Here is a 13475-nt window from a genome sequence, read left to right on the forward strand (position 1 = left end):
TGCGATGATCCGCCTCCATGAGTGACCGCTCGCTTTCACCCACCTGGCTTGCCGCGTGGACCGGCAGGGTCTCGAAGCCCCTGAGGGCAATGACGGACGGGTTCGAGCGCCGGCACGGCTTCCCCCCAGGAGCCAATGAGGTCCGGCCGCCCGTCCCCGCCGACCGCACCGCGGCTCGCACGCTCGCCCGGCTCGGCATCGCCCCCGCCGACCTGGTCACCTTTTACGACAGCGTCGGCGAGATCGCCTGGGAAGACGTCGGCAACGGCTACTTCGTCGACTCGGCAGCCGATGTCCTCCTGCGGTTCCAGCAGTACGGCACCGTCGACGTCGGCGCGGACCAGAACGACGGCGGCCTGGTCATCGGCTCGAACGGCGGCGGCCTGTCGTACGTTGCCGGCCCTGACGGAGCGATCCACCGGACGCGTACGGCGACACTGGACGAACCCGAACTCGACCGGGTGGCTGATGACCTGAGGCAATTCCTCGAGACGCTGGAACAGTCCCTGACACGGTTCGCCACGACCGACGAGCCGGGATTCCTCTGAACCGCTCATGCCCCAGCCGTCTCGCTTCCGTGCCCGATCGGCCGGGAAGTGGCGGGGAACGGCGGGTAGCGCACACGGCGACGGCCCCCGACCGTCATACCTGGTCAGGGGCCGTCAAACACCGCGGTGGGTGTGGGATTTGAACCCACGGTGACTTGCGCCACGACGGTTTTCAAGACCTTTCGGGGGTCGGACGCCGTAACCGCTCCCGTGCAGGTCAGGCGAGCGAAACCGCCCCGCTTCGGTCGCCGCCCTGCTTGCCGTGCCCGCTACGTGCCCCAGGCGACGACCGTGCCCGCTCAACCACCAGTAACAACGGGAACGATCACTGCGGCGACAGCCGACAGTAGGCCGCCCACGGCGAGGGCACCGTTGAACTTCTCCTTGGCCGTCGGGAACACGGACCGGCTGACGTTCCCAACCTTGCTGCGCAGGACGATCATCTTGATCTTCTGCCACCTGTGCTGACGCTTCGAGCAACCCATCAGCACGCCGTACGCGTTGTTCCGGCAGTAGGTCCGGCCATCTCGGTTAACCGCTCCACACCAGACCGGGACCTGGAAGGCAGCGTAGGCCGAGACGCCGACTGATAGAGCCACGATCACTGGCAAGGCCCATTGCTGGCTCCAGGCAACGACCAAGGCAGCAGCCACCATGTATCCCCAGTACAGACGCACTACTTTCCCCATGAGCACGCACAGTAGTGATGCATATGCGCAGCGCATAGACGGGAATTGGACACGGGCCTGCGTGCCATCAATCGGTGATCGCGTGCCGCACAGCACAACGCCCCTGACCATGTTCTGGGTCAGGGGCGCCATCAAGGGCAGGCGTCTCAACGCGCCTTGCCCGCCTCAGGAGAGGCATCTCCCTCTTGCCCTCCGAGCCACGCGTCAGCCGCTTCGGCCACCTGGTCATCACGACCGGCGACTGGCCGGGCGTAATGCCGGGTTGTGACGCTCGCGTTCGAGTGGCCGAGCCGGTGGGCGGCGGTCATCACGCCGTACCGGTCAGCGACCCAAGTACCATGCGAGGCACGCAAATCGTGCGGAGTGACATCAGTCAGGCCAGCAGCCGAGACGGCGGGGTCGAAGTACGCCTTGCGCCATTGGTTGTAGCGCAAGGGCTTGCCGCCGGGGGTCGTGAAGAGGAGCGCGTCATCCCCGCCGGGCAGAGTCTCCAAGTGCCGGCCGAGCCGCTTGGCGAGGGACGGGCCCACGCGGAGCAGTCGCTTCTGATGCGACTTGGGAGTGTCGAAGACCAGCGTGCCGTTCGCCTCGGCCAGGTTCTCGTCGACCAGGACGAAGCCGCCGCACACGTCGATGTCCACGCGCCGCAGGGCGAATGCTTCGCCCACCCGTAGACCTGCGTATGCGAGGAGCGCGATCAGCAGGTCATGCGGCTTGGTCGCGCCCTTGACGATCCGCGACGCTTCCAGCGGTGTGAGAATGTGCGGCTCGGTCTGCGGCATCCGAGGCAGCCTCACGCCCCTGCATGGTGTCTGCGGGATCATGTCGTTGTCGACGGCAGAACGCATGATCTGCGACAGCACCCGGTACGCCTGCCGGATGCGCGAGGCGCTGAGCCCCTTGGTCCGCATCGCCCCCACCCACTCGGTGACCGTGATGGGCCGAAGGCTGGAGAGTTCACGATCACCAAGTGCCGGATTGATCAGCGAGTTGATCAGAGACCGGTACGACGCCTGAGTCTTGTGCTTGAGCTGAGGCGAAACGGCAGCGAGCCAGCGAGCCGCCCAGTCGCGAACGGTCGTCTGCCCCTCGGCCGGGTCGAGCCAGCGCCCCTCTTCGATCTCGATGCGCTTCCGCATGAGCCAGCGGTCCGCGTCCGTGGTCGTGGCGAACGTCCGGTCCGCAGGACGCAGCACACCATCAGGCCCCGGGTAGCGAGCCTGAAATCGGCCGGACGGCAGCTTGCGGACACGGCCGAAGCCCCGGCGGGACTTGCGCTTGCCAGCCATCAGGCAGCCCTCCTGAGTCCCGTGGGCCGCAGGAGGATCGGTTCCACGGTGTTGGCGCTCACGTACGCCTCTACGGCGGTCTCAGGGATACGGACGTGCCGGCCGACCTTCACGAAGGTGATACGGCGCTCCTCGATGAGGCGTCGAGGAAAGCGCACCCCCGTACCAAGGCGTTCGGCGACCTGGTCCACGGTGAGGAGCCGGTCCACAGTCACCACTCCCCCTCGTCTGCGGCCAGTCCGGCCAACGCGTCGCGGGCAGTCTCACGATTGGTCTGGAGCCCGCGAGCGATGGTGTCGGCGAGGACGGATTCACCAGGGCTGTGACCGTGTCCGGCGTACTGCCAATCGGTGAGGACGAGCACGGTGTCCGGCTCGCGGTCGTCCAGGGCGAGGGCGGCGTGTTCCTGGGCGGCGCGGTAGTCGGCACGTGTCTGGCGGAGGGCGCCGAGGGTGGTGGAGTAGCGGCGGGACTTGGAGGAGAAGTGGCCGCGGAAGCCGAGCATGTGAGCCCAGGCCCAGAGGCGCCTGTCTGGGTAGAGGCGGTCCAGGTCCCGGCATGCGGTGATCAGTCGGCGGGTGTGGTCCGGGACCTGGTGGCGGTCGAGTTCGGAGAGTTCGCCGATGCGACGGTCAAGGGTGCCGGTGTTCTCGGCGGCCTTGGTGGAGTACTTGGCGACATAGGAGGCAACGGCCTGTTCGGTGATGTCGGACCCGTCGCCGAAGGCCTTCACCGGGCGCACGTCGAGCTGTGTGCCCCAGCGGAAGGACCGGGCCGGTTGGTCCCCGGCGGCCGGGACGGAGACGGACGTGTAGGAGTGCGCCGCAGCGGCATGGATGGCGTCGGCGAGGAGGCCGACCGTTGCCCAGGCAGGCGGGGGCGTTCCTGGTCCGTCCGGTCCGTCGAGCCGGATCACGGCGTGGAAGTGCAGGGCGCCGCGCTTCTGGAATTCGGCGACCTTGCCGTATGAGACGCGGAGGCGGTCGGCGAGTTCTCGGCGGGTGATGCCGGCGCGGGCGGCGAGTTCTCGGCGCAGGCGAGTGGTGAAGCGCTGCCAGAGCTGCCCGGCGTGGTTGTTGAACAGGACGGCACCCGCGTAGTCGTACGTGGTGGGGTCGAGGGCTGTCCCCAGTTCCGAGGTGTCCGGGCCGTGCTGGGTACCGCAGCGGCAACTGCCGTAGTCGGGCCGGTTGTGGACCGGACCGAAGGAGGGGGCGGTGAGCGTGGCGAACACGCGCGGGTGATCCCGGACCGTGGCGGGGACGTCTCGGCGGTCGTCTCCGGCCAAGCCCGCGCGGATGAGGTGGTAGGTGTCGCCCGCGTAGGTCCAGGCGCAGGAGGGGCAGCGGGAGGCGCGGCGGTTGCCGCAGGCGAGGCGGAGGCGTCCGCCAGGCTCAACGGCGGTCGTGTAGTGGTGCAGGGTCTCGCCGGTGGCCTTGTCCTTGTGGAGCGTCCAGCCGGTGAGGTGGATGGGGTCGGAGCAGCCGCCGGTGCGGCGGATCTGGTCTTCCCATCGGGTGTAGTCGGGGGCGGAGGCGACGCGGAGGAGGTCGCCGAGGGTGATCGGGTCGAGCAGCGGGGCGTGCGCGGTCGGGGCGCGGTGCGCCATGCTGGGTGCTTCCTTCCGGTTGTGAGATCGGTTGGGGGCGGCGCCCGGGCGGCGGATGCTTGGCGGTATCGAGGCCGCCCGGGGGCCGGTCAGCGTCGCTTGGCGTCGGCGTGGACGAGGGAGCGGATCACCAGGGCGCAGACGGCGACCGAGGCGCCGGTGATGGCGACGGCCAGGAGCAGGGAGACCAGGACGGCGCCGACGACCAGGACGATGGCCGTTCCACCGCCGACGAGGGCGAGGGCGGTGCCGGGGGTGAGCGGCACCGTGGGCCGGGACGGCGCAGGAGCGACCGGAGCAGGAGGCGGAACCTGCGCACTCGGTACGACGGCGGTCGGCTCGACGACCACGGGCGGCGTGAGGTGGCCGGTGGGCGTGGGGTTGGTCGGGATCTTCGGGCGGAGCATCGGGGTTCTCCCTTCGGGGTGTGTTACTTGACGAAGCCGTTGACGACGGGGGCCAGCACGCTGTCTGCGATGAGGAAGCCGCCGAGGAGCAGTACGGCGATGAGCCACCAGGGCGGGCGGATGAGCTTGACGCCGAGGTAGCCGACGGCGAGGAGCGCGAGCCAGAGCGGGACGTCCATCGGGTGGCCTCCTAGCTGACGCGGCAGCGGTGGGTGCGGGCGGCGAGCTGTGCAGCGGACTGGCTGGAGTAGTCGGCGGACCAGCCGCAGCGGTCGTTGGTGCACACGGCGGCGTGTTTGGTCTGGCCTCGGCGGTCGCGGTGGGTGCCGATCTGCACGGGGCCGATCCGCATGACGGAGTGGAAGAAGTCGCGGGCGGGCATGTCAGTCGATCTCCCTTCGTGTCGCGGTCATGTCATTCGAGGTGGGCAGCGATGGCGTCGGCGAGGTGAGGCGGGACGCCGAGGCGGGCGCGGAGGGTGTCGGTGTCGATCGGGGTGCCGGTGCGGGCGTGGTGGTCGTCGGCGACTTTGCGGGCGTGGTCGACGAGCGCGGCAGGGACCGGCACGGCTGTGGGCAGAGCAGGGGTTTCCTCGATCCGCGGGCCGACGGGGGGTTCAGGCGCCGGGCGCGGCTCAGCGGCAGCTGTTTCGGGCGCGGGGTCCGGAACTGGGACGGAGGGTGCCGGCGGATCCGGGACGGGGTCCGCGGGCGAGTGGGCGAGGAGGGTTCCGCCCATGAAGGCCAGGGCGGGCCAGGCCGCGACGAGGATGCGTAGCCAAGGCGGGACGTCGCCCAGGTCGAGGAGCCCGGCGGTGGCGACGTTGGCTCCGAGCGAGGCGACCAGAGCGATGACGAACCAGCACCAGGCCAACCGGGACGGCCCGTCAGCACGCAGCCGACGCCAGGCGGCGACCAGGAGCAGGTCGACCGAGACGGGATAGGCCCAGGCTTTCCAGCCGGTCTGTCCGGCAGCGGCGGCGAGGTCATGGAGGTGGGCGAAGGACAGCGCCCCGGCGATGACGGCCTGAACGAGTACGGCGTCGATACGGAGAGCGGGGCGGGCCATCACGGCTCTTTCCTGTCATCAGGCATGGCGGGGGTAGGGACCTGGCGGGAAGGACGGTCGCGCCGACCGTGGGAGGGGAAGGAGTCAGGCGATGGCGGGCGCTGTCTTGGACAGCGGCACGCGGGCCGAGGGCAGCGGAGCAACCGCGGGCCGGAAGGGCGCGAGGGCAGGCAGCTCGGGGGTGCGGTCGGCGTGCTTGTTGCAGACGTTCACGGCCTGGCGCAGCGTGGTGTGTGGGGCGCGGATGCGGTGCCAGCCGCCGGTGGAGTCCCCGGCGATGGCGATCCCGCGTGTCTCGGCGGGGATCTGGATGGCGGCGAGGACGGCATCCGGGGCAATGTCGCCGAAGGCCATGTTCGCGGATGTCTCGTCGTTGACGCGGTGGGCGGTGCGGCCGGTGAGCTGGGCGCGGAGCATGGTGATGCCCTTGCCGAGTTCGGAGCCGAAGCGCTGCCCGCAGATCTCCAGGTAGACGCCGGCCGCGCGGCCGAGCTGGGCGAGGCGGACCAGGGCGGTGATGATCCGGTCCCGGCGCTTCTCTTCCTCCTTGCTGGCGAAGAGAGCGAGTTCGGCGACCTCGTCGACCAGGACGACGACCGGCACCGGCCGCAGTTCCTCGGCCAGGTCCCAGATGTCGGCGGCGATCTCCGCATCCGGCACGGCAACGCTGATCCGCTGTTCGGCGCGGATGAGCTGATACACGTCCTGCATGTGGGACACCAGCGCCTCCAGCAGTTCCAGCGCGGTGTCCGGGTTGTCGGCGAGCGCGGAGAACCGGCGAGCCAGCGGGAACAGCTCGACCCCTTGCTTGCAGTCGATGCCGACCAGCGCGACGTGGTGCGGGGCGAGCCCGGCGACGAGGTTGCGTTGATAGACGGACTTGCCGGACTCCGTAGCGCCGAGGGTCAGACCGTGCGGGACGGCGCGGTAGTCGCGGTAGTGCACCGAGCCGTCCTCCCGCAACGCGACCGGGACACGCATCGGCCGGGCGTCGGTCTTGGCCGGCATCTGCACCCGCTTGAGCACGTCGTAGCCGGTCATCCGGACCTCGACCACGCCGGAGCGCAGCTCACGGGAGGTGACGCCGTACATCCCGAAGGAGTGACGCAGCCGGTCCGAGGCGGCGGCGACGTCGAAGGCATCTTGCCCCGGGCGGAGTTTGAGCCGCAGGACCAGGCCGGTGTGGGTGGGCCGAAGCCGCAGGATGCGCGGCGCGCGGGACTCCGGCGCCGGGCGATTGGCCATCCGGGCCAGCATGAGGCGCCAGCGCGAGGGCGGGACCGTCAGCCCGCAGGCCTCCATGACGGAGGCGTAGCGGACCAGGACTCGCACGACAGCGAAGGTGACCCCGAAGGTCATCCAGTACCAGGCGGGACGCCGCCACCGCAGGAGACCCGCAGCGGCGACGACCACCAGCAGTAAGACCGTCGGCCACGTCATGGCTCAGGCCGCCTTCGAGCCCGTGCCCGTGGTGGCCAGCGAGGTGACGGCGACCGCGCGGAAGGCGATGCCGTGCCGCTTCTGGCCGTTGAACTCGTTCTCCCACGGCCGGGCAACCAGCCCCGTGAGCGCGGCCGGGGTGCCCATGGTCAGGTCACCGGAGATGCCGGTCTCCGGGACGGTGACGGAGAGGATCTCGACTTCGTCGTTGGCCGCGAACATCACGTCCACGGTCATCAGCTTCGTACCGGTCTCGGCGTCGGTGGCGATCTCGCCGGTACGGCGGTCACGCACCTTGGGCTGCGGGGTCTTGGCAACCATCACGGTCGCGGCGGAGGTGTCGACGGGAATCTGACGCACAGCAGAACACTCCTCTATAGATGCTGAACTCCGTCACTCATGTATATGAGTGACATGAAGAAGAGTGCATCACTCCTGTACATGAGTTAACCCGCCGCGACATCGAAGTCACGACGGGTTGCAGGAACTTGAGCGAGCGTCAGTCGGCGGCCGGGATCCGGTACTCGAAAACGAACTGGTCAGCAGCCATGAGCGTGTCGCAGACCTCCACCACGACCCCGGCCGTCGTACGAGCCTCCCGAATCAGATGAACCACCGGCGCACCCGGACTCAGCGCAAGCTCGGAGGCTTCAGCCTTGGAGGCCGGCCGCGCTTGCAGCGTCTCGACGAACTCCGCAAACTCGTGTCCGTGGTCTTCGAGTCGGGCGTAGATGCCACCGCCGCCGGGGTTCTCGGCGAACAGCTCGGGGATGTCCTTGACGACGTCCCACGGGAGGTAGGAGGAGGCGGTCTCGACCGGGGTGCCGTTGCGGAAGTAGAGGCGCCGCCGGGCGAGCACCTGAGTGCCGGCGGGGACGCCGAGCCGCTGGGCTGCATCCGCGGGGGCTTCCATGGGGCCGATGTAGAGGACGCTCACCTTGGCCGTGGCGCCGGACTGCGCGGACTCCGCGAGGTACGCGGCCCTGCCCCCCTGGCGGAGCGAACGCCGGAAGCGGTCGGAGGAACGGTGCCGCACCGGCGGCCGGTCCTTCACGATCGACCCCTTGCCGTGCCGTGTCTCGACGAGCCCGCTCGCCCGCACCTCGACCATGGCCTTGCGGATCGTGCCCCCGGACACGCCGTAGCGGTCCACCAGCTCCGATTCACTCGGCACCATGTCACCGGGCTTGAGCACACCGGCCCGGATCTGCTGCACGATCTCGTCCGCGATCTGCACGTACCGAGGCCCGGACCTGCCCCCCTCTACCGCAGTTCCCATAGTCCTTCTCTGCCTCCTATGCTCCTGTACATGAGTCAACCACAGGAAGCAACGTCGACGCCCCTGCACTCCGTATCCGTAGCCGGAGTCGTCGTGCGCGAAGACGGCCGCCTCCTGGCGATCCGCCGAGCCGACAACGGCACCTGGGAACTCCCCGGCGGCGTACTCGAACTCAACGAGACCCCAGAGGCCGGCGTAGCCCGCGAAGTCTGGGAAGAGACCGGCATCCACGTCGAGGTCGACGAACTCACCGGCGTCTACAAGAACACCACCCGAGGCATCGTCGCCCTGGTCTTCCGCTGCAAGCCCTCCGGCGGCACCGAACGCACCTCAAGCGAGTCCACAGCCGTCTCCTGGCTCACACCCGACGAGGTCAGCGAACGCATGGCCGAGGTCTACGCGATCAGGCTCCTGGACGCCCTGGACGGGGCTGGCCCCCACGTACGAAGCCACGACGGCAAGCACCTCATCCCAGCGGGATAAGACTTTCCCTACTTCATCAAGGCCCGCGCACGGCGCGGGCGCGCGCCGCCTCAACGACGCGGCCCGCCTCCTGTCTTCGCCCCGGCTGGCCGCGCCCGGCGGCGCGCTCGGCGGCTGCGGGCATGAAGTTGGGAGACACCCTCTGTGGCTGGGGCGGTCGGCTCCACGGCTTTAGGCAGCCACTTTGGGGCGAGCCTCTAAGATCTTGGCCCCAACGTCGTGCTTTAACGGGCAGGTCCACAGACTGCCCGACTCGCCATCAGCTTACGGGGCCAAGATCACTCGCCCCAAAGCAGCTCCAGCCCAAAGCCGCTACACCGACCTAGGATTGCGCATCACAACTTATGGCGAATTCCCTGCGAGCGCAAGGATTCTAGTAAAAAGTGGATGATGAGCCAGATCGCCTCTATCGACGCAACATGCCAGCGACCTGGAGATGACCTCTTCAGAGGTGATACTTCGGTCACGAATATAGGGCCTGATAAGCCAGGATATAACTTTACACAAATCATGCCCATGGATCAAATGGCGCATATCTCCTGCCTTTAGTTCGCGATATTTTTCCACCCTTCGCTCCAAATCCCCCTTACGCTCATGCGCCTTGTTCTTATTGATTATTTTCTCAAAGTAATCAGAGAAGCGGATACCCCCCTTCTTTCGAGGGTCACCGCAACAGCTGGCTGGATCAACCCAGGAAAAGTTCAACTTAAGCGACGCTGTCGCGAGGCGCAACAAGAACACCTCGCTCACGACATTTTCCACTTCGGACATGAATTGATCATGCTTCAGCGGTACCGACCCATGAAGCGACAAGCCAAGATACTTGCGCACAGTCTTTGGATTCCAATAATAGGATTCCAAACACGAAAAGTCTGTCGCGGCTAGAAACTTTGACGCCTTAACTTCAGGACGAATTATGTGATCGAAGTCTGCGTCTACAATGCACAAAACAGAGTAGGTGCCATCATCAGCAAGTCGCTGCTCTAGCTCGGCGGCTAGCGCCACGACCCGGCCCTTCGCGCCTACAAATTCTCCGACGCTAGCTACCATCTCAGCAGGAATATCAATGTCATCAACTTCCCAAACACGGACGTGCTCCCCCGCGTCGTCGAGGAGATGCTCAAAAAGTACACGATCCGATCTCCCCTCAACAAATAAATCCACAATCTCGGGCTCGAACTCATAGAGAGCTACCAGCTCTTCTATCCGTCGACGAGGGATACGTTCATCTCTGTTCACGCTTTTGCCCCCCACTTATCCCTTGAGCCTAACTACCTGCTCCCGGTGAGCCGTTAGCAGCTCAATTGAATGACTAGCCAAGATCAATTGGATTTCGCTGTCTTTTGCGCATCCCAGGAGGGCATCGACGAGCGACCGCTGCCACTTGATATTTAGAGAAATTTCCGGCTCATCGATTACGAAGATCGCCGGATTTTCACGGGCCGAGAGGATGTTGCAAAATAGAGTTAGAAGTTGACTTTCTCCTGATGAGAGCGACGTTTCATCCAGCGCCTCCCCCTCATCCGTGATGATCTTCAGCCCCGCCCTGATGTCAAATTTTACATACTTCCCTCTAAGGAATCTATTCAGAGTGTCCACGAAAAATGCCAGAGTTTGGTGAGTCGATTCGAGCGCGTCCAAACGTGCGTCAGTGCCGTCGAGATAGGGCTTGAGAATGGATGAGATCAAGGGGAAATCCTCGTCTCGCACTAGAGGCACATACCGCAGCAAGTCATCAGTGTTCACTGCGGGGAGCAGGCCAAATCTCGACTGATCGCGACTTCTCTTTCCGGTCCTTTCGATCATTTGCAACAGCTGGTGCTTCGTGGAGTTCCTCCCTTCTTCAGACGACACTCTTGGCATCTCAGCCAAATGCTTCACGACTTCAGCATAAATACTATTGGCGCTGACTGACCCCTCACTGGCTCCTTGAAGGGCCTGCTGGCGAGCCCAGTTGTTAGCGCGAATGATCGCTGAGGAAACCTGGGGGAGATCCTCAAATTCCCTGACGTCCTCATCCCCCCTAGAGCGCCGGAAATTCGTCAACCAGCGATCGCGCGTAGGCCGCCTGTTTTCCAGAGAATCGCTATCGAGAATTCGGTTGTCTGACAGATAGTAGGACCTGAGAGGTACAGCGCGAGCGATCTCTCTGATTAGCTCGTCTTGAGCATCTGACTGTGGACCGAGGTGAGGAATGATTCCGTCGTCGTCGACGATAAAGGCAGCTCTTTGCCGTGAACTGTCTGGCGAAACAAGGAAGAGTTCGTAGGTTCCAATGTCAGACCGGTCTCTCTTTGCGTGGACTGCCACTCCGTTGGAGAAGCCGATAGAGAACTCACGGAAAATAGTTTTAGCGACAGCCGTTTTATGCCCTCTACCGGGACCAGGCGATAGAAGATGGTGAATCATGCGAAGAATGGTCGTCTTACCTGTTCCGTTATCTCCATACAGAATTGCCAAACGAGGATCGAATTCTAGCGCGTAGTCATAGCGGCCGAACAACTTTTGCACAGTCACGTGCGTAATGGCAGCATGTTGCGAATCGACTGTTACATCAGAACTATTCATCGCCCGTACCTCATCCTGATTGCCTCGACTTTACGATTTTTCCCGAGCGTCCTTGCAGTAACTGCGACGGCGGTCAACTAGAGCCCCTGCTGATTCATTATGGGGTAGGACGGCACGTAAGGTGAGGGTTTGCCTAAAAACTGCGAGCTACGGGTCCCCAGCCGTGCGGCGGCGGTCACTGATGGGGCTACAGCGGAGCGGACACCACTGTGTCTTACGGCCTAAACGCCAGACATCGACACCAGGTCAACCAGGGGCATAAAACGCCAAAGGCGGGCATCATGACGCGGCTTGTCACACCGGAGTCGATCACCCGCTCGCACCGCCAACCCTCCCCGAGTCGACCGCATACTGTGTAGCTCACGCAGGAGCGCCCACCAGGGCCGTCCTAGGACCGTGGAAGGGCGCTCAGCGTTGACCAACGTCGACAGCTACCGACACAGCTCAGCAACAGGTCCGGGCGTTGATCGGTAAGGCGGCCGCAGGGTCACGGCCGCCCTTGATCAGTTGTAGCTGTGCAGCAGCTCGGCGCGTGCATCATGAAGCATGGGGGTTGATCTGGAGCTGCACGCATCACGGCCGGCACATAAGAACTGGCGGCCGACACTCTTGCGCAGCTCCTACGGGCACGGCGACGCTCTGGCCGATGCGCTCGGCTCGCTTCAGCTCCTCGGCGTGCCCGGGCGACCCACTGCCGTCGATCCCTACGGGGATACGTTGATGAACGAGCAGGAGGCCGCAGCCGCCGTTCTGGAAATTGACGCTCTGAAGCAATGGTGCGGTGACGAGCGTCAGCTCGCCGGACGGCCTGCCAGGCCCCTGCCCGCACAGGCGGGCGACTCTTCACCGCGGAGTCCGGATCCACTTCCTCGTCCGCGGCACTCTCCAGCCACCGAACGATGTCAACGAGCAGGCCGGTGAGTGCCGGCACAAGCGGATCCGGATTTGTGATCCGTGCAACATAGCCGCCCCCTATGACACCCGCTTCTCTGCGGGGCCCCGGCCAGCCATCGCACCCCCATGGCCGCCGAATGCTGACAGGAGGTTCACGTCAGGAGCTCCCCTGACTGGGGTTGCTCACGGCCAGGAGGTGACCGCGGCTGGTAGCTACCCGGAGCACGTCTCGCAGTGCTCCGGTCAGTTCGGTCAGCATGCGGCGCAGATCCTCCGGGCCAGCATCCCGGTCGCCGAGTACTGCCGAAACCTGCTCTACGAGGTCAGCCGCCATCCCGAGTTGTACCGCCTCGATGTTGTCGGCCAGGCGGGACATGTAGCCGCCGCTGTCATCGGTGCTCAGGTAGCAGGGCTTGCCTTCCGGGCCCGACCACGGGAGGAGTCGCAGTTCGTTCTGTGGCGTCATCTGTGCACCTGCCTTTCTTCGATCACGTGGTGGGTGCTGAAGACGGCGTCGACACGATCCCCAGGAAACACCAGTAGTGCCGCCTCAATGACTCGTCCGGCGTTGTCTGCCGCAACGCGAGTGATCGCGAGGACGGCCAAGGCCCTATTGATCCGCAGGGTTGACGCCTCATCCGGCGTTGGGAGTCGGGCGGACACCGTCTCATAGACCTCGGCCGGTGGCGGGGCCGGCACAGAGAAGCTGGCATCCGCCCACGCCCTTGAGGACCGGTCGCCGAGTGCCGTGGTCGGTGTCAGGTCTCGCGGTACGTAGATGCGGGCCAGGCTGTGTGGCGACTCTCCCTCATAACTGAGTCGGAGGAATTCGGTCAGTGGGCTTCCGTCGTCTACCTTCAGCAGCGCTGTCAGGTGGCCCCGCGCGGGCAGCACCGTAGTGCGGACCGTCACGCGCAGGTCCACGTCTGCGGCAGTCCGAGGATCCAGCGTGCCCCATCCACCGACGTACGTGACCTTGCGCAGCGGGCGGCGGACGAAGTTGCCCTTGCCGTGAATCTTCTCGATGAGGCCTTCTCCCTGGAGTACGGCGAGGGCGCTTCGTAGTGTGGCCGTGCTGACCTTGTACCGGTCGGCCAGGTCGGACTCGGACGGGAGCCGTTCACCGGGTCCGATGCGGCCGGTCGTGATCTGGCGTCTCAGGTCGTCAGCGACGACGAGGCGGCGTGGCGTCATGGACTGT

17 protein-coding genes are annotated in these 13475 nt (G+C 65.5%); 2 read left to right on the plus strand and 15 right to left on the minus strand.

Annotated features, from left to right (window positions below; translation table 11 throughout):
- Positions 1–89 precede the first annotated feature (89 nt).
- Positions 90–548 carry an SMI1/KNR4 family protein gene (locus ACGH52_RS18920; RefSeq protein ID WP_399940868.1) on the plus strand — a complete coding sequence of 153 codons (459 nt, stop codon included), beginning with the start codon at positions 90–92 and terminating at the stop codon, positions 546–548.
- Positions 549–847: 299 nt separating this feature from the next.
- Here ACGH52_RS18920 and ACGH52_RS18925 read toward each other — a convergent pair whose 3' ends face one another.
- The 11 genes from ACGH52_RS18925 to ACGH52_RS18975 form a co-directional block, all read right to left on the minus strand.
- Entirely contained in the window at positions 848–1237 is a 390-nt protein-coding gene (locus ACGH52_RS18925; RefSeq protein WP_153182891.1) for a hypothetical protein, read from the minus strand.
- A 146-nt stretch (positions 1238–1383) separates the two neighbouring features.
- Positions 1384–2526: a tyrosine-type recombinase/integrase gene (locus ACGH52_RS18930; RefSeq protein ID WP_399940871.1), complete on the minus strand. Its 1143-nt coding sequence runs from the start codon at positions 2524–2526 to the stop codon at positions 1384–1386.
- Positions 2526–2744 carry a helix-turn-helix domain-containing protein gene (locus ACGH52_RS18935; RefSeq protein WP_030403155.1) on the minus strand — a complete coding sequence of 73 codons (219 nt, stop codon included), beginning with the start codon at positions 2742–2744 and terminating at the stop codon, positions 2526–2528. Before ACGH52_RS18935 ends, ACGH52_RS18930 begins: the two co-directional genes overlap by 1 nt.
- Positions 2738–4135 (minus strand): replication initiator protein RepSA, encoded by a 1398-nt coding sequence (gene repSA, locus ACGH52_RS18940; protein ID WP_399940874.1) that lies wholly within the window; start codon positions 4133–4135, stop codon positions 2738–2740. The genes ACGH52_RS18935 and repSA overlap by 7 nt, the downstream gene beginning before the upstream one ends.
- 89 nt (positions 4136–4224) lie before the next feature.
- Positions 4225–4542, minus strand: a complete 318-nt coding sequence (locus tag ACGH52_RS18945) for a SpdD-like protein (protein ID WP_399940877.1) — start codon at positions 4540–4542, stop codon at positions 4225–4227.
- 23 nt (positions 4543–4565) lie between these two features.
- Positions 4566–4721 (minus strand): hypothetical protein, encoded by a 156-nt coding sequence (locus ACGH52_RS18950; protein ID WP_003950175.1) that lies wholly within the window; start codon positions 4719–4721, stop codon positions 4566–4568.
- An 11-nt stretch (positions 4722–4732) separates the two neighbouring features.
- Positions 4733–4924: a mobile element transfer protein gene (locus ACGH52_RS18955; RefSeq protein WP_007388789.1), complete on the minus strand. Its 192-nt coding sequence runs from the start codon at positions 4922–4924 to the stop codon at positions 4733–4735.
- Positions 4925–4956: 32 nt separating this feature from the next.
- On the minus strand, positions 4957–5610 hold the full coding sequence (locus ACGH52_RS18960) for a DUF2637 domain-containing protein (protein WP_399940880.1): 654 nt from the start codon (positions 5608–5610) through the stop codon (positions 4957–4959).
- 84 nt (positions 5611–5694) lie between these two features.
- Positions 5695–7050 carry an FtsK/SpoIIIE domain-containing protein gene (locus tag ACGH52_RS18965; RefSeq protein WP_399940883.1) on the minus strand — a complete coding sequence of 452 codons (1356 nt, stop codon included), beginning with the start codon at positions 7048–7050 and terminating at the stop codon, positions 5695–5697.
- A gap of 3 nt (positions 7051–7053) precedes the next feature.
- Entirely contained in the window at positions 7054–7410 is a 357-nt protein-coding gene (locus ACGH52_RS18970) for a hypothetical protein (protein ID WP_136235696.1), read from the minus strand.
- Positions 7411–7549: 139 nt separating this feature from the next.
- Positions 7550–8329, minus strand: a complete 780-nt coding sequence (locus ACGH52_RS18975) for a GntR family transcriptional regulator (RefSeq protein ID WP_399940887.1) — start codon at positions 8327–8329, stop codon at positions 7550–7552.
- A gap of 18 nt (positions 8330–8347) precedes the next feature.
- Between ACGH52_RS18975 and ACGH52_RS18980 the strand changes: the two genes are divergently transcribed.
- Positions 8348–8812 (plus strand): NUDIX hydrolase, encoded by a 465-nt coding sequence (locus tag ACGH52_RS18980; protein WP_399757161.1) that lies wholly within the window; start codon positions 8348–8350, stop codon positions 8810–8812.
- Positions 8813–9154: 342 nt separating this feature from the next.
- On the opposite strand, the gene ACGH52_RS18985 is transcribed toward ACGH52_RS18980, so the two are convergent.
- From ACGH52_RS18985 to ACGH52_RS19000, 4 genes are all read right to left on the minus strand, one after another.
- Positions 9155–10051 (minus strand): DUF4435 domain-containing protein, encoded by an 897-nt coding sequence (locus ACGH52_RS18985; RefSeq protein ID WP_399940890.1) that lies wholly within the window; start codon positions 10049–10051, stop codon positions 9155–9157.
- A 15-nt stretch (positions 10052–10066) separates the two neighbouring features.
- Positions 10067–11380: an AAA family ATPase gene (locus ACGH52_RS18990; RefSeq protein ID WP_399940893.1), complete on the minus strand. Its 1314-nt coding sequence runs from the start codon at positions 11378–11380 to the stop codon at positions 10067–10069.
- 1051 nt (positions 11381–12431) lie between these two features.
- On the minus strand, positions 12432–12740 hold the full coding sequence (locus ACGH52_RS18995) for a hypothetical protein (RefSeq protein WP_326651091.1): 309 nt from the start codon (positions 12738–12740) through the stop codon (positions 12432–12434).
- Positions 12737–13468, minus strand: a complete 732-nt coding sequence (locus tag ACGH52_RS19000) for a GntR family transcriptional regulator (RefSeq protein WP_399946794.1) — start codon at positions 13466–13468, stop codon at positions 12737–12739. Before ACGH52_RS19000 ends, ACGH52_RS18995 begins: the two co-directional genes overlap by 4 nt.
- Between the last annotated feature and the right edge of the window lie 7 nt (positions 13469–13475).

This window comes from Streptomyces sp. BBFR25, assembly GCF_044590125.1.
GTDB classification, from domain to species: domain Bacteria; phylum Actinomycetota; class Actinomycetes; order Streptomycetales; family Streptomycetaceae; genus Streptomyces; species Streptomyces canus_D.